General features: G+C 65.8%; 10 protein-coding genes. 7 read left to right on the forward strand and 3 right to left on the reverse strand.

From position 1 onward, the window contains the following. A partial coding sequence (locus JHD67_RS11770; RefSeq protein ID WP_199099376.1) for a DHA2 family efflux MFS transporter permease subunit occupies positions 1 to 1,236 on the forward strand: 1,236 nt, incomplete at its 5' end. A 75-nt stretch (positions 1,237 to 1,311) separates the two neighbouring features. On the opposite strand, the gene JHD67_RS11775 is transcribed toward JHD67_RS11770, so the two are convergent. Beyond that, entirely contained in the window at positions 1,312 to 1,827 is a 516-nt protein-coding gene (locus JHD67_RS11775) for a lipid A 3-O-deacylase (protein WP_199099377.1), read from the reverse strand. A 243-nt stretch (positions 1,828 to 2,070) separates the two neighbouring features. Further along, positions 2,071 to 2,997 carry a bestrophin family ion channel gene (locus tag JHD67_RS11780; RefSeq protein WP_233171833.1) on the reverse strand — a complete coding sequence of 309 codons (927 nt, stop codon included), beginning with the start codon at positions 2,995 to 2,997 and terminating at the stop codon, positions 2,071 to 2,073. 106 nt (positions 2,998 to 3,103) lie between these two features. Here JHD67_RS11780 and JHD67_RS11785 point away from each other — a divergent pair, with 106 nt between their 5' ends. From JHD67_RS11785 to JHD67_RS11800, 4 genes are all read left to right on the forward strand, one after another. After that, on the forward strand, positions 3,104 to 3,700 hold the full coding sequence (locus JHD67_RS11785; protein ID WP_199099378.1) for a DUF2239 family protein: 597 nt from the start codon (positions 3,104 to 3,106) through the stop codon (positions 3,698 to 3,700). Between the two features lie 35 nt (positions 3,701 to 3,735). Continuing rightward, positions 3,736 to 5,199, forward strand: coding sequence for an MATE family efflux transporter (locus tag JHD67_RS11790; RefSeq protein ID WP_199099379.1), 1,464 nt, complete (start codon positions 3,736 to 3,738; stop codon positions 5,197 to 5,199). A gap of 363 nt (positions 5,200 to 5,562) precedes the next feature. Then, on the forward strand, positions 5,563 to 9,381 hold the full coding sequence (locus JHD67_RS11795; RefSeq protein WP_199099380.1) for an autotransporter domain-containing protein: 3,819 nt from the start codon (positions 5,563 to 5,565) through the stop codon (positions 9,379 to 9,381). A gap of 176 nt (positions 9,382 to 9,557) precedes the next feature. Further along, positions 9,558 to 11,201 carry a multicopper oxidase domain-containing protein gene (locus tag JHD67_RS11800; protein ID WP_199099381.1) on the forward strand — a complete coding sequence of 548 codons (1,644 nt, stop codon included), beginning with the start codon at positions 9,558 to 9,560 and terminating at the stop codon, positions 11,199 to 11,201. 75 nt (positions 11,202 to 11,276) lie between these two features. On the opposite strand, the gene JHD67_RS11805 is transcribed toward JHD67_RS11800, so the two are convergent. After that, complete coding sequence (locus JHD67_RS11805) at positions 11,277 to 12,884, reverse strand: cytochrome P450 (RefSeq protein WP_199099382.1); 1,608 nt, start codon at positions 12,882 to 12,884, stop codon at positions 11,277 to 11,279. On the opposite strand from JHD67_RS11805, the gene JHD67_RS11810 reads away from it, so the two are divergent. Both JHD67_RS11810 and JHD67_RS11815 read left to right on the forward strand, forming a co-directional pair. Next, positions 12,859 to 13,683, forward strand: coding sequence for a helix-turn-helix domain-containing protein (locus JHD67_RS11810; protein WP_199099383.1), 825 nt, complete (start codon positions 12,859 to 12,861; stop codon positions 13,681 to 13,683). The genes JHD67_RS11805 and JHD67_RS11810 overlap by 26 nt on opposite strands. A 339-nt stretch (positions 13,684 to 14,022) precedes the next feature. After that, a complete protein-coding gene (locus tag JHD67_RS11815; protein WP_199099384.1) occupies positions 14,023 to 16,059 on the forward strand; it encodes an alkaline phosphatase family protein in 2,037 nt (678 codons plus the stop codon). Positions 16,060 to 16,128: the final 69 nt, after the last annotated feature.

Below are 16,128 nucleotides of genomic sequence, written 5' to 3' on the forward strand. Positions count from 1 at the left end.
ATCGCGCAGAGCATGCCGATGCTGATCCTGTTCCGTGCCATCCAGGGCGCGGTAGCCGGGCCGATGTATCCGGTCACGCAGAGTCTGCTGATCTCCATCTATCCACCCGCCAAGCGCGGCATGGCGCTGGCGCTGTTGGCAATGGTGACGGTGGTGGCGCCGATTGCCGGCCCGATCCTGGGCGGCTTGATCACCGACAACTATTCGTGGCCGTGGATCTTCTTCATCAACGTGCCCATCGGCATCTTCGCCAGCATGGTGGTCGGCAACCAGATGAAGCTGCGCGTGGATACCATCTCTCGGCCCAAGGTGGATTACGTAGGCCTCATCACGCTGATCGTCGGCGTGGGCGCGCTGCAGATCGTGCTCGACAAGGGCAACGACGAGGATTGGTTCAATTCCTCGTTCATCGTAATCACCAGCATCGTGTCGGCGGTGGCGCTGGCGGTATTCCTGATCTGGGAACTCACCGACGACGAACCCATCGTCAACCTGCGCCTGCTGCGTCACCACAACTTCCGCGTGGGTACGATTGCGCTGGTGTTGGCTTATGCGGCGTTCTTCGCCATCGGCCTGCTGGTGCCGCAGTGGCTGCAGCGGAACATGGGCTATACCTCCACCTGGGCGGGCTTCGCGGCAGCGCCACTGGGCATTCTGCCGGTGATGCTCACCTTTATCGTGGGCAAGTACGCCGGTCGCACCGACATGCGTCTGCTGGCCTCGTGCGCGTTCCTGGTGATGGGCGCCACATGTTTCCTGCGCTCGCACTTCTTCCTGCAGGTGGATTTCTGGCATGTGGCCGGCGTGCAGTTGTTCCAGGGTCTGGGCGTGGCGCTGTTCTTCATGCCGGTGACCACCATCCTGCTGTCGGACCTGCAACCGAACGAGATCGCCTCGGGCGGCGGCCTGGCGACATTCCTGCGTACATTGGGCGCGAGCTTCTCCGCCTCGCTCACCACGTTCCTTTGGGATCACCGCGCCATCGTGCATCACGCGCATCTGAGCGAGCACATCACGGCGTACGACAGCTCGGCGCAGAGCACGCTGCAGGCGGCGGGCGTCAGCGGTCAGGCAGGCAATGCGATGCTGGAGCAGATGATTACCCAGCAGGGCTATCAAATCTCCTTCAACGAGGTATTCCACTTGCTGGGTTGGGTGTTTCTCGGCCTGATCGTGGTGGTGTGGCTGGCGCGTCCCCCGTTCAGCGCCAAGGGTGGTCCGGCCGCGGATCATTGAGTCGCGGCCGCACAGGCGCCTGAAACGACAACGGCCCCACGTGGGGCCGTTGTCGTTTCGGTGAGTACCACCGGTTTAGAGGTTAAAAGCCAATCCTACCAGGGCCATGGTCTCGCCACGGTTGGAGCCCTTGATGCCCGCGTTGGACACGTGGCGCACCTGGAAACTCCAGTGGTCACCCTGCCAGCCGACCGAATTGACGAATTCACCGCCGCTGCTCAATGCCAGTGTACGGCCACCCTGGGCGGCGACCTGCGTGGTCCAGAACAGGTGGTGGTACCAGTCGTTGTCGCTGCCGTAGCGAATGCGGGCGCCGCCAGCCAGTAGCCAGACGTCGTCGGACACCGCCCGGCCGTAGCGCGTAACGTTGCGGCCGTTGATGAAGCCGACGGAGGCGTCGGGCGCCCAGGTGAAGCGGGTGCTGCCGACGGGGTGCTCGCCGAACACCGCCTCCACGAAGCCGGTGTTGGTCCAGTAGCCGTCGGAATAGCTGCGACCGCCTTCCAGCTCGATACGGGTATCGGCGGCGGCGACAGCGGACACGCCCAGCAGGGCGGTCGCCAGGACACTACGAATCAATAGGGAACGCATGGGAAAACTCGTTCTAGTTTGGGGAGGGTTTTGTGCACCGCATAGTTTAGTAAGTTAGTGGACCGGCCGGTACTAGAAATAGGTCGAATCCATGCAACACACCGTTGCGCGGGCGGCGCTTGCATCCCCGTGCTTGCTTCGGACAGGACACAGCATTGGCGCGCCGGCGTAAACGGCGCGCGCAAAAACGGCGAAGATTTGGCAAGCCACGTCGGCCAGGACGCCGCCGACCGAAGCGGGGCGCTACATCAGGACGCCGTCCACCGGCTGCAGTGGCTCGGGCAGCGGCGTATCGCCGAGTAGTTCGCCCAGGCTGATCTCGATGGTGCGGCACAGGGCATCCAAGGCGAGATCATTGGGCAGGCGGTCGAAGGGGTTTTCGATCTGGTCGCCCAACGCGTCCAGGCCGAAGAAGGTGTAGGACAGCACGCCCACCACCAGCGGCGTCACCCAGCCCACGCTGCCGACCAGGCAGAACGGCAGCAGCAGGCAGTAGATGTAGACCGTGCGATGCAGCAGCAGGATGTAGGCAAACGGGATGGGTGTGCCCTGGATGCGCTCGCAGCCACCCAGCACGTAGGACATGCGGCTCAGTTGCTCCTCGATGCTGGCGAGCAGCATCGCGTCCAGCCGTCCCTCGCGGCGCAGTTGGGCATAGCTCTCGCCAATCGTGCCCAGTAGCGCGTTGGCCGGATTGCGTGCCTGCATCAGCGCCGCCACTTCAGCCGGCGGCAACCAGTGGGCGAGGTCCTCCTGCGCCGGCGAACCGCGCAACAGGTGACGCAGGGCGTGGGCATAGGCGATCAGCCGGTGCACGCGCAGGCGTTGTTCTTCGCGGGGCAATCCGTCCGGCAAGGTGAGTGTCTGGCGTGCCAGGTTGCGCAGCACAATCAGCAATTCGCCCCACAGTTTGCGCGCCTCCCACCAGCGGTCGTAAGCCACGCTGTTGCGAAAGCCAAGGAAGATCGCCAGAGTCAGGCCCATCAGGGTCAACGGCCCCGCGCCCAGTTCGATGCCGGTATGGGGCAGCCGCTCTTCCAGCAGCACCACCAGCACCGCCAGCAGCATCATCCCCAGCACCCGCTTCCAGATCACCGGCACGATGGACCCGCGCAGGGTGAACAGCATCAGCCGCAGTGGACGGTGAGGAGGATGGATGACCATGGGCATGGTGGCGGAACGGAGGGATGGCCCACTTTACCGCGTCCGTGCAAAGGCGTTGATGCCGTTTTTTTGCCCGGGTAATATGAGAAAACACCGACAGCCGGGCCGCACTATGCAGCGCAAGGATCGTCCGACCTGCACCGCCTTCCTGGGCCATCGCCAGCTCGCCTCTGGCAGCCTGGCCGAGGTGGCGTTGGCGGCCCGCAAGGCCCTGCTCGATGACGCCGCGGCGCCGGTGCTGATCTTTGACGATCTCAGCGGGCGCACGCTCGACCTGGATCTGCGCGGTACGCTTGATGAGGTGCTGGCACGGCTGGCGGACTACACGCCGTGCGAACAGGCGCCCGCGCGCGGGCCTGGTCGTCCCAAGCTGGGCGTGGTGCCGCGCGAAGTGACCCTGCTGCCGCGCCACTGGGAGTGGTTGGCGGCGCAGCCGGGCGGGGCCTCGGCCACGCTGCGGCGGTTGGTGGAGGAAGCGCGTCGCGAAAGCGTGGGACGCGATCGCGCGCGCCTCGCAGGCGAGGCGCTCGATCGCTTCATGCTCACCATGGCCGGGGACCTGCCTGGTTACGAAGAAGCCGCTCGTGCGTTCTGGCGTCAGGAGCGCGATCGCTTCGGCGAACTGATCCAGCGCTGGCCCATCGACGTACGCACGCACCTGCACCGGCTGGCCGACCAGGCCTGGCAGGAACACGAACTCGTCGGCTGACCTTCACCCTCCTCCCCTTTTCCGGAATCGCTCCGATGTCCTCCATTGCCTCCCGGCAACCCTTGCTCACCGAAGGTCCGATCGCGCGCACGCTGCTGATGTTTGCGCTGCCGATCCTGGGCAGCACCGTGCTGCAGTCGCTCAATGGCTCGGTCAACGCCATGTGGATCGGCCACTATCTGGGCGAGGCCGCGCTCACCGCGGTAAGCAATGCCAATCTCATCCTGTTTCTGCTGCTGGGCGCGGTATTCGGGCTGAGCATGGCCTGCACCATCCTCATCGGCCAGAGCCTGGGCGCGCGCAACATGCTGGAGGCCAAGCGCGTGGTCGGCACCGGCGTCACCTTCTTCGTGTCGGTATCGGTGCTGGTGGCGATCGGCGGTTACTTCGGCACGCCGTGGATGTTGCGCGCGCTGGGCACGCCGGTCGATGCGCAAGCCTTCGCGGTGCCGTACCTGCGCATCATCTTCATCGCCGTGCCGTCGATGTACTTCTACAACTTCCTGATGATGACCTTGCGCGGCGCGGGTGACTCGCGCACGCCATTCACCTTCATGGCGCTATCGGTGGTGTTGGATATCGCACTCAATCCGCTGCTGATCTTTGGCGTGGGTCCGTTCCCGCGCATGGGTATCGCGGGCTCGGCCACCTCCACCTTGATCGCGCAAAGCGTGGCGTTGATCGCGCTGTTGTGGACGCTGTATGCGCGCAAGCACTTCCTGCGCCTCACCCGCAGCGAATGGTCCTTCCTCAAGCCCGATCCGGACATCCTGCGCTCGCTGGTGTTCAAGGGCCTGCCGATGGGCCTGCAGATGATCGTGATCTCCACCTCCGCGATGATCATGATCCACATGGTCAACGGCTACGGCTCCAAGACCACCGCTGCCTACGGCGCGGCCACCCAGTTGTGGACCTACGTGCAGATGCCGGCAATGGCCATCGGCGCGGCGGTGTCCTCCATGGCGGCGCAGAACGTGGGCGCGCGCCTGTGGGATCGCGTTAGCACGATCGCCAAGGTGGGCGTGCTGTACAACTTTCTGCTCAGCGGGGCGCTGATCGCCTTGATCTACCTGTTCAACCACGCCGCGCTCAACCTGTTCCTGCCCAACGACGGCGAAGCGCTGGCACTGGCGCAGCACCTCAATGGCATTGCGGTGTGGTCGTTCATGTTCTTCGGCGTCACCTTCGTGATGTTCGGCGTGGTGCGCTCCACCGGCGCGGTGCTGCCGCCGCTGGTGATCCTGTTCATCTCGATGTGGTTGATTCGTCCGCCGTTCGCACTGGCATTGGCGCCCACGCTGGGCGCGGACTCGATCTGGTGGAGCTTCCCGCTGGGCTCGCTCGCCTCGATGCTGATGGCGATGGGGTATTACAAGTGGGGCGGCTGGCGACGCGCGCATATGCTGGCCAAGCCGATTGAAGTGGTAGCCGAAGGTGCTGCTGGCGCCGGCCAGCAAGCCCCCACCACCGGTCAGGGCGTACCCGCCTCGGTAGACTGAATCTCCCCGCTGCGCTCCCCGCCATGGGCTTTGACGAGGCCATGGCGGGCGTTGTACCCCTGGGTGTTTCTCGTTCGTCCCCTTCCGCGCCTTGCATCAGCATGCCTGCGAAGCGTCGCCGTCATGCGCTCCTGAGTGTGATCCGCGTCGTGTATGTAATGTGCATTTTTTGCTAAAGGAACGTTATACGCTGCCGACAACGTCGACGTGGAGGAGCGATTTCTTGCGGTTCCGGTGCCTGTTCCCAGGCTAGCCGGCTTCTTGGCCATCGACGGCCACGACCGAAAACCCTCATCCCGACCCGACCACGGCGTTCCCGCGAATGCCGTGCACTTTGTTTGCGCCAGGAATGAATAGCGTCGTATGAACAGGATTTTTCGAGTGATCTGGAGTCCCGCCCTTGGCCAGCCGGTAGTGGCCTCGGAGCTGAGCCGTCGCAACGTCGGTGGCAAGTCGCGGGAGACGCGTGACGCCACGCCGCTGCGCCGCACGATGCTGTCGATGCTGATGCTTGCCGCTGGCCTGGGCTTCAGCCACGCCAGCCACGCGACGGCAGGCGGCTTGTCGCTGCCGGCGGGCGCGCTGCTGGATATCAACAACGGTACCGCCGCCAATAGCGCCAGCAACGTGGCGAACCAGTTCCAGACTTACTCGGTGTCCTACACGGCCACCAGCGATGGTGCCAATTACGTGCTGTTCGCTTTCCGCCAGGATCCGGCCTACTGGACCTTCGGCAACGTGATCCTCACGGCGGCAGGCAGCAGCACCAACCTGTTCGTCGACCCCACCTTCACCCAGGGTGGCACCTTCAGTCAGCAGAGCGGCCTGCAGGCGCCGGCCGGCTGGGGCATCGTGTACCAGAGCGGCAGCACGCCAACGGCCGCCGGCCGCTGGGTAGCGCCGGGCTCCGGTCACGCTTCCAGCACCACCAACGTGAACCAGGGCACCGCAGGCGCCTGGTACGACGGCGCGGTCGGCAGCTTCGACGGCATCTACCAGGGCGTGAGCCTGGTGGCCGGCACGACCTACACCATCACCTTCACCGCGTTGTCCAACAACCTTGCGGGCTCCAACAACGGCGTCGAGCTGGGTGTGTTCGCCGGCAACTGCCTGGCGCTGACCGGTTCGGCCTCCAGCTGCGTGCCCGACAATGCCTACTTCGAAGTGCTCGCCACGCCGTCGCAGACGACCAACGCGGGCGGCCCTTCCTCCACCGTGATCAACGTGCCGGTGACCGTCACCACTCTGGGCTCGGCCCTGGGCGTATTCGACGGCGGCGTGCTGACGGGTGACCGCTCGGCGACGTTGAGCCAGAACTTCACCGTCAGCGGCCATGGCGGCACGGTCGACGAAGCCGGCCACGACCTGGTGATCGGCGGTGTGGTCAGCGACGCACAGAGCGGCACACCTGGCGCGCTCACGGTGACCAACAGCGGCCAGGGCGGCTCGCTCACCCTCACCGGTGCCAACACGTACACCGGCACCACCACCATCGACAGCGGCTCCACCCTCGCGCTGGCAGGCGCGGGCTCCATCGCATCGTCGGCTGGCGTGGTGGACAACGGCCTGTTCGACATCAGCCAGGCGAGCGGCAACGTGGCGATTACCACGCTCTCGGGCGGCGGTGTCGTGGCACTGGGTTCGCAAGGCCTCACCCTCACGGCCGCCGCCGGCGATTTCGGCGGCAGCATCCAGGGCACCGGTGGCGTAACCGTCGCCAGCGGTACGGAAGTGTTCTCTGGTGACAACACCTACTCGGGCGGCACCCACCTCAACGGCGGCAGCCTGCAGATCAGCCGCGACAGCAACCTGGGTGATGCATCGGGTGCGGTGACCTTCAACGGCGGCGACCTCACGGCGACGCAGTCGATGAGCACGCAGCGTGCGATGACCATCGGCGCCGGCAACGGCTCGCTGACCACGCAGGCCGGCGTAACGCTGGCGGCGCAGGGCGATATCGGCGGCACCGGCGGCCTGGTGAAGAACGGCGCGGGCACCCTGGTGCTCTCGGGTGACAACAGCTACGCCGGTGGTACCACGCTCAACGGCGGCAGCGTGCAGATCAGCCGCGACGGCAACCTGGGTGATGCGTCGGGTGCGGTGACCTTCAACGGCGGCGACCTCACGGCGACGCAGTCGATGAGCACGCAGCGTGCGATGACCATCGGCGCCGGCAACGGCTCGCTGACCACGCAGGCCGGTGTAACGCTAGCGGCGCAGGGGAATATCGGCGGTACCGGCGCCCTTATCAAGAACGGCACCGGCACGCTGGTGCTGACCGGCAACAACACCTACAGCGGTGGCTCGGTAATCAACGGTGGCGCCGTGCAGATCAACAGTGGCTCCGCGCTGGGCACCGGTACGCTGGCGCTCAACAGCGCCACGTTGCAGACCATGGCCAACCTCACCCTCAACCAGCCGCTGCTGCTCAGTGGCACCGCCGGTATGAACATAGCGGCCGGCACCACGACGGTACTGAGTGGTTCGATCCAGGGCAGCAAGACCACCGGTTGCTTTACCAAGGATGGCAAGGGCACGCTCAACCTGACCGGTGCAGCCACGCTCAATGCAGGCACCTGCGTCGCGGAGGGCATTCTGCGCGCCAATGGCACGCTCAACAGCCAGGTGCAGGTGTACCAGCAGGGCGTGTTGCGCGGTGTGGGACAGGTCAATGGCGCCATCACCGTCAACGGCACCTTGGCGCCGGGTAACTCGCCGGGCACGCTGACGGTGAGTGGCCCGGTGGTGATGAACGCGGGTAGCTCGCTGCAGATCGACATCGACGGCTACGGCACCGGTACGGGCGCAGGCAACTACTCGCGCCTGCTGCTGGTCGGCGCCAACAGCAGCTTTACCGCGGGCGGCACCCTGGTGCCGGTGCTGCGCGGCATCACGGGCAATGCCTCCAACACCTTCACGCCGGTGGTGGGCGACCAGTTCGTGGTGGTAAGCGCACAGGGTGGCGTGCAGGGCCAGTTCACCGGTCTGCAGCAGCCGACGGCGGGTCTGGCGCCGAACACGCGCTTGCGCATGTTCGTGCTCAACGGCAACCAGGTGAACCTGTACGTAACCCCGGCTTCCTACGCCTCGCTGCTGACCGGCCAGGTCGACGGCAATGCCCTGCGTACCGCTGCCGCGGTGGATCGCATGGGCAGTGCGATGGACAGCGCCAGCGCTTCGGCCGCACAGCAGGTGCTGCTGTACGGGCTGTCGGGCGCCAAGTCGGGTCAGCTGGCCGCGCTGATGAGCAACCTTTCCGGCGAGGTGCATGCGCAGCAGGCCGCGATGGCCCGCGAAGCGAGCCTGGGCCTGGCGGGGGACATCGGCGATCACCTGGCCGAATCGCAGGTGGGTGATGGCACGCACGCCAACCGCGCATGGGCGACCCTGTCGCAGGGCGGCTACCGCACCGTGACAGACGCGGATGCCCAGGGCTTCCGCTCGCAGCAGAGCCGCATGAGCGTGGGCCTGGACGCCTACCGCAGCGATGCCATCGTGTGGGGCGTGGGTCTGGCGCATACCGAAGCCAACCTGGTGGATGCGGCGGACTCGGCGACCGTGCGCGGCAATGCGCTGATGGTGTACAGCGAAGTGAAGGCTGGCCCCGCCTTGCTCGACGGTTCGGCCACGTGGTCCAAGGACGATTGGAACAGCCATCGTCCCGACCCGCTGGCCAGCGGCAGCCTGTACGGCGACGCCAATGGCCACAGCATGGCCGCAAGCCTCACCGCGCGCTTCCCGCTCGCGTTGGCCGGCGGTCGCTTCGAGCCGTATGCGCAGGCCATCTGGCAGCGCGTGAGCCGCGATGGCTTCGCCGAGAACGGCGACGCCGTGACCCAGCTCCAGTTGGGCAGCTACCGCGCCAACGGCACGCGCGTGCTGGCCGGCGTGAAGTTCGGCTCGGCGATCCAGGATGCGCTGGCGGCGGACGTGACCTATCGCGTGGGCGTGGCTGCCGGTGCCGATATGGGCGACACGCTCAAGCCGACGCTGGACGCGACCCTGGCTGGCGAGAATTACACCTTGAACGCCCCGTCGATGGGGCGCGCCCTGGTGAAGCTCGATGCCAGCGGCACCATGCGCCTGAGCAAGCAGGCCTACCTCTACGGTGGCCTCAGCTCGGAAACCGGCCGTGACCGTTCCAGCTACAGCGTGAACGCCGGCGTGCGCGTGCAGTTCTAAGCACGTCGCGGGTCGCAAGACCGGGAAACGCTGCCGACGAGAGTCGGCAGCGTTTTCTTTTGTGCTCAGCGGCGCATCCGGCGCTGCCATGGTTCTGTCATCCAGCCTGCCTAGGGTGGTTGGATGACACGCAACCGTTCCGTGGACGATCACCGCGCGCACCGCCGGGTGCGCCCATGAAGCCGTCGCGCCGGCAGTTCCTGCGTGGTCTGGCCAACGCCTACGGTGCGCTGGCCGCCGCCGAGCTGGGGCTCTTTGCGCTGGCGCCGCGTGTACGGGCGCATGACATGGCGCGCATGGCCATGCCCCAGCTCGCCGCGCCGTCGGTACCGCTGCTCAACCCGGTATCGTTGACCCGCTTCGTCGATCCGCTGCCCATTCCGCCGCTGGCGCGCGCGGCAGGCGAGCGCACGCATGCGGCTTATCCGGGGCGCACGCTGCCGTACTACCGCTTGCGCATGCGCGCCTTCAGTGCACGTGTGCACCGTGATCTGCCACCCACGGCGCAGTGGGGTTACGAGGGATGCTCCCCAGGCCCCACGCTGGAAGCCACGCGCGGCGAGCCGCTGCTGGTGGAGTGGGTCAATGCGCTGCCTGCACAGCACTTTCTACCCATCGACCATGGCATCCACGGGGCCGAGCGCGACAAACCCGAGGTGCGCACCGTGGCCCATGTGCATGGCGCGCGCGCGCCGGCGGCGAGCGACGGCTATCCGGAGGATTGGCTGGCGCCCGGACATGCGGCGACCTATCACTATCCCAACGGACAGGATGCCGCCACGCTGTGGTACCACGACCACGCGATGGGTATCACCCGCCTCAACATCTACGCCGGGTTGTACGGCACCTACATCGTGCGCGATCCGGCCGAAGCGTCGCTGGGCTTGCCCACGGGGGCGTACGACCTGCCGTTGGTGCTCTGCGATCGCCTCATCGCGCAAAGCGGCGCGCTGTACTACCCGGTGTCCGATGATCCCCAGGCGCCATGGGTGTCGGAGTGCAACGGCAACGCCATCCTGTGCAACGGCAAGTTGTATCCCTACCTGGAGGTGGAGCCGCGTCGCTATCGGCTGCGCCTGGTCAACGCAGCCAACGCGCGCTTCTTCCATCTGTCGTTGTCCCATGGTCATCCCCTGGTGCAGATCGCCAGTGACCAGGGGCTGCTTGCCGCGCCGCTGCCGCGCACGCAGGTGGAGCTCTACCCCGGCGAGCGCGCCGATGTGGTGGTGGATTTTTCCGGCCTGGACGGCCAGCAAGTGAGTCTGCGCCAGCAAGGCGATGCGATCCTGGCGTTTCGCGTGCGCGATCGCGGTCGCCGCGATGCATCCCGGGTGCCCGCAACGCTGCGTTCCATCGCGCGCATCGAGCCCGCCAGCGCGGTGCATGAGCGCGTGCTCACCCTGGGGGAGCAGGACGATAGCGGCGGTCGACCGATGATGATGATGCTCGGTGGCCAGCACTGGTCCGCGCCGATCACCGAGCGCCCGCGCCAAGGCAGCACCGAGATCTGGAGCTTCGTCAACCTCACCGGCGACGTGCACCCCGTGCATCTGCACCTGGTGCGCTTCCAGGTGCTCGATCGTCGCCCCTTCGACTTGTTCGCATGGAATGCCAGCCGCACGCTCAAGTACACCGGCCCGGCGCTGCCGCCAGCGGCGGAGGAAATGGGCTGGAAGGACACCGTGCGCGCTGATCCGGGCATGGTTACGCGCATCATCGCGCGCTTCGATGGCGAACCGGGTCGCTACGTATGGCATTGCCATCTGCTGGAGCACGAGGACAACGAGATGATGCGGCCGTACGAACTGCTGCCCGCATGATGATCCGCAAGACGCAAGGCATGCCATGGGCGCCTTGAATCCGTTGCATGGTGATGCGCCGGGGCCGCACCGACCCTAGGCGCGCCGCCGCAGCACCAGTCGTACTGGCTGCTGCGGCCTGAGCGTGACATGCATGCGCGGCTGATACGCCGCTGGCGAGGCATCAGGGAGATCCAAGGTATAGCGCTGCAACAGCATCGCCGCGAGCAAAGTCATCTCCAGCATCGCAAAGTGCTGCCCGATGCATACACGCGGCCCAGTGCCGAACGGCATCCAGGCGCCCTTCGGCGGCGACGGCGCGTCTTCGAGAAAGCGCTCGGGCTGAAACTGCGTGGCCTGCGGGAACCATCGCTCATCGTGATGCAGCACCCATGGCGATATGCGCAGCACTGCCCCGGATGGAACGACGTGGCCATCCAGCGTGAACGGTGACACGACGCGCCGGTTCATCAACGCCGATACCGGCGGGTACAGGCGCAACGCTTCCTTCAGTGTGGCGACCAGCCAGGGCAAGCGCTCCATATCGGGTGCGCCCGGCGTGGCCGAACCCAGTACGTCGTCCACTTCCGCCTGCGCGCGGCGCGCGGCTTGCGGGTGTGTGGCCAGCAAAAGGCTCCACCACAGCAACGCGGTGGCCGACGTCTCATGGCCAGCCTGAAAGGTCACCATGCACTGGTCAAAGATCTCCTGCGAGGACAACGACTCGCCGGTTTCCTCATCGCGCAACGCCAGCAGCATGTGCAGCAAGTCTTGGCGTTCGGTGGTGCCCGCCTCACCGCGGGTGCGCGCATCGATATGGCGCTGGATCAAGCGACGCAGCGTGCGCAAGGCACGCCGCTTGGCGGCCTTCCCCGATAGCGGGAGCCAGTCGGGCAGTGTGAAAGGCACAAACATCTCACGGAACGCGGTGGCCGAGATCACCTGGGTGGCCGCCGCGGCGTCTCGCGCGTCCCGTTGCGCCGATGCGCTGAAAAGTGTGCGCAGGATCACATCCATGGTCGCATCCGTCCAAAGGTCATCCATGCAGACCTCGCCTTGCGCTTGTCCGGATGGCACCGCGTTGTCCAGCGCCACGCCGGCCGCCTCGACCATCAGCGTGGCGTAGCCGGCCACGCGCTTGGGCGTGAATGCAGGCATCAACATCCGTCGCTGGCGCTGCCAGGTGTCTCCTTCGCTCACCAGTACGCTTTCGCCGAAGATCTGGCGGAACACATCGATGCCGTGCTCCCAGCGCAGCAGCTTGTCCGCATGGGTTACCAGCGCTTCGCGCGCCAGCCGGGGCGACATCAGATCCCAGGTCTCCCAGTTGAGCAGGTGCATACGCGTGAGGTCGCCATGTTGACGTTGCAGAGCAATCAGGTAGCCAATGTAATCGGCGCGCATACGGCGTATCTGCGGCAGCCCCCACCAACGCCGGGGCGGCCCCGGTGGGCTGGCGGTGGGCGAGGTGCTAGGCGTGGTGGGGAGATGTCTGGCGGAGTTGTCCATGGCGTGATGCTGTCGCGCGCTTAGCGCGGCGTCTTGAACGAATGCGACATCGGCGCGGTGCTCTAAACTTCCGGGCATGGCAACACTCATACCTCTTCCCTCTACCGAGCCCGGCGGCTTGCTCCCTTCCGGCCAGTTCTGGCTGCCGCGTGCATCATTGATAGCCTGCATGCGCAGCGTGTTGGTGCGCTCCACGCTGGGCTATTCGCTCGACGACACGCAACGCATCAACCGATTTCCCGCCACGCCGTTATGCACCTTGAGCTGGTGGTTCGAAGGCAGCAGCGAGTTGCTGGTGCCGGAGCGACCCGGCGTGATGCCCTGGCCGGACGGCAAGCGAACACCAGCCCCCGGCCGTTGGGTGCTGAGCGGCCCGCAGATGAGTCCCACATCGACATGGTCCCCGGGCCCGGTCCACGGGATGATGGCGTTGTTCCTGCCCGATGCGCTGCACCTGCTGACCGGCCTGGAGCCGGCGGCGATTACCGATCGCCTGGTGGATGCGGCGAGTGTCTTGCCGCCGGATTGGTTGGCCATGTGCGAAGCCGTGCAGCAGTCCAGCGATGATGCACAACGGGTCACCTTGCTGGAGAATTTTCTCGAACCGCGTTGGCGTGCTTGCCGGCCTGCGCTGCCATTCGCCGCGCACCGGCAAGCGGATTGGGCGGCCTATCTGGCGCAGCGCGCCGCCGCTTCCACCATGGGAAGCAGCCTGCGGCAGCTGGAGCGGCGCATCAAGCAATGGGCCGGGTTGCCGTTGCGCGAATTGCGCGGGTTCGGCCGGGCGGAACACGCCTTCTTCGAAGCGCTCCAAGCCGGGGCGATGCAGGCATCGGTCAACCTGGCGGAGGTGGCGGCTGAGGCCGGGTACGCGGATCAGTCGCATCTATCGCGCGTCATGCGACGCATGACCGGTTACTCGCCACAAGCGCTTTATGCGGGCATGCGCCGCGAAGAGGCGTTCTGGCTGTACCGCATGTGGGGTGTCTCCTGAGCGGCGACCGCGCCTAGCGATGTGTGGTTTGGCGCCATCGCCGCACATCGAAAGAACACTCGCGGCACGATAGTTCTTGCGTGATGGGCTGCTTGTCAGCGTATCCGTTGCGCGGAGTTTCGCCTGGCGCCGCGCATTGCACGTCACCGCCGCGACGCAGGCTTTTGCGTCGTAGCACCACTGTCACGTGCGCCCCGCGCGCTGTCGCACGACTGCCAAGGTGCCGTCATCCGGGCGGACCAGACTCGCCGCCGGCCTGCACTCCGTTGCGCTTTGCTGCGGGCCATATCAGGGGGACCACTCGCGCAGCCCTAAGGGGAACTGCAGGAGATCCAAGTCATGACGTCTGTCCGCAAGCGATTTTTGCCCTTGGTCATCGGCACGCTGGCCGCTGGCCTGGCGGGTGTAGTGAGTGCACAAAGCAGCAACCCGTCCGATCAGGACATGCCGTTCCGCGACAAAGTACCGGCAGCGGGCGTGAGCCAGCGTGCCGGGCTGCCGGGCGGTGTCACCACCCTGCACATGCCCGGTGAGGGCGAGGACCGCAGCGGTCGCACCGCCACGCCGATCAAGCATGTGATTTTGCTGATTGGCGAAAACCGTACCTTCGATCACGTCTATGCGACTTACACGCCGCCGCAAGGCCAGAGCGTGCATAACCTGCTCTCCGAAGGCATCGTCAATGCCGACGGTACGCCGGGGCCGAACGTGGCGGCCGCGCGCCAATGGCAGGCCAGCAACACCGGCACATTCACCGTGGCACCGACGCATACGTCCGCTTACGCGCAGCTGCCGTCCATGAATACCGGTGGCGCGCCCACGCAGGCACCGTTTGCCTCCGCCGCACAGGCGCAGGCCGTGGAACCGGGCTTGCCCACCGCGTCATACAGTGAGCTGGCCAACGGTGGCACCGGCCTGCCCAACGACGTGCTCGACTCGCGCTTCCCGGCCCAGTTGCCGAATGCGCCGGTGGATATGCATGCCTCGCTGAGCTACGACGACTACGCCAATAGCCCGGTGCATCGCTTCTTCCAGATGTGGCAGCAGCTCGATTGCGACGTCCATGCCGCCACCGCCAAGAATCCCAGCGGTTGTCGCAACGACTTGTTCCCCTGGGTGGAAACCTCGGTGGGCGCGGGCACCAACGGCGCGACTCAGCCGGCCGGCTTCAACGAGCAGAGCACGCATGAAGGTTCCACCGCCATGCAGTTTCTCAACATGGCCAAGGGCGATGCACCCTACTTCGAGGAACTGGCGCGCACGTACACGCTCAGCGACAACTTCCACCAGTCGGTGATGGGCGGCACCGGCGCCAATCACATCATGCTTGGCTACGGCGACCTGATCTATTACGCCGACGCCAACGGCGAGCCGGCCGTACCCCCGGCCAATCAGATCGAAAACCCCGATGCCCAGCCCGGCACCAACAACTGGTACGTGCAGGATGGCTACAGTGGCGGCTCCTACGTGAACTGTGCCGATGACAGCCAGCCGGGCGTGGCTGCGGTCAAGGGCTATCTGAAGTCGCTGCCCTATCGCACGTTCCACGGCACGGATTGCCGCAAGGGCGCCTATTACCTGGTGAACAACTACAACCCGGGCTACCTCGGCGATGGCACCCCCGCACCGTTGGGCGCCAAGCAGTTCACCATTCCGCCGAGCCAGCAGGACAACCTGGCGCTGCTGCTGACGCGTCACGGCGTGAGCTGGAAGTACTACGGCGAAGGCTGGGGCGGCGGCAAGGAGAACGGCGAAGCCGGCACCTTCTGCAACATCTGCGATCCCTTCCTGTACTCCACGCAGGTGATGACCAACCCCGCCCTGCGCGCCAACAACCAGGATCTGAACGACCTGTACAACGATATCCAGAACGGCACGCTGCCGGCGGTGGCCATCGCCAAGCCGGACGGCATCCTGGACGGTCACCCGGCCTCGTCCAAGCTGGACCTGTTCGAAGGCTACGTAAAGAAGATCGTGGACATGGCCAAGGCCAACCCCAAGGTGTGGGCCGACACCGTGATCATGGTGACCTTCGACGAAGGCGGCGGTTACTACGACTCGGGCTATGTGCAGCCGATCGATTTCTTCGGCGACGGCACGCGCATTCCGCTGCTGGTGATCTCCCGCTACTCCGAGGGCGGCCGCGTGGTGCACACCTATTACGATCACGTGTCCTTCGACAAGTTCGTGGAAGCCAACTGGGGCCTGCGCGAAACCATCTCGCACCGCAGTCGCGACAACCTGCCCAACCCGGTGGCGCTGCCCAACAACCCGTATGTGCCGTTGAATGCTCCCGCCATCGGCAACCTGATGAACATGTTCGACTTCGATCGCATCGGCCACGCGAACGTCGCTACAGCTGAAACACAAGACTGATCCAATGCCGGCCGTGCCCCGCCTGCCGGTGCAGGCGGGGCTGTTGCCCGACCCGTTGGAGCCCTTGTC

The organism is Dyella sp. ASV21 (assembly GCF_016428975.1).
Taxonomy (GTDB): Bacteria; Pseudomonadota; Gammaproteobacteria; order Xanthomonadales; family Rhodanobacteraceae; genus Dyella.

Bases quoted from the DNA above. Each gene is read 5' to 3' on its own strand.
- JHD67_RS11775 (WP_199099377.1), bottom strand. From the start codon at position 1,827: ATGCGTTCCCTATTGATTCGTAGTGTCCTGGCGACCGCCCTGCTGGGC.
- JHD67_RS11780 (WP_233171833.1), bottom strand. From the start codon at position 2,997: ATGCCCATGGTCATCCATCCTCCTCACCGTCCACTGCGGCTGATGCTG.
- JHD67_RS11785 (WP_199099378.1), top strand. From the start codon at position 3,104: ATGCAGCGCAAGGATCGTCCGACCTGCACCGCCTTCCTGGGCCATCGC.
- JHD67_RS11790 (WP_199099379.1), top strand. From the start codon at position 3,736: ATGTCCTCCATTGCCTCCCGGCAACCCTTGCTCACCGAAGGTCCGATC.
- JHD67_RS11795 (WP_199099380.1), top strand. From the start codon at position 5,563: ATGAACAGGATTTTTCGAGTGATCTGGAGTCCCGCCCTTGGCCAGCCG.
- JHD67_RS11800 (WP_199099381.1), top strand. From the start codon at position 9,558: ATGAAGCCGTCGCGCCGGCAGTTCCTGCGTGGTCTGGCCAACGCCTAC.
- JHD67_RS11810 (WP_199099383.1), top strand. From the start codon at position 12,859: ATGCGCAGCGTGTTGGTGCGCTCCACGCTGGGCTATTCGCTCGACGAC.
- JHD67_RS11815 (WP_199099384.1), top strand. From the start codon at position 14,023: ATGACGTCTGTCCGCAAGCGATTTTTGCCCTTGGTCATCGGCACGCTG.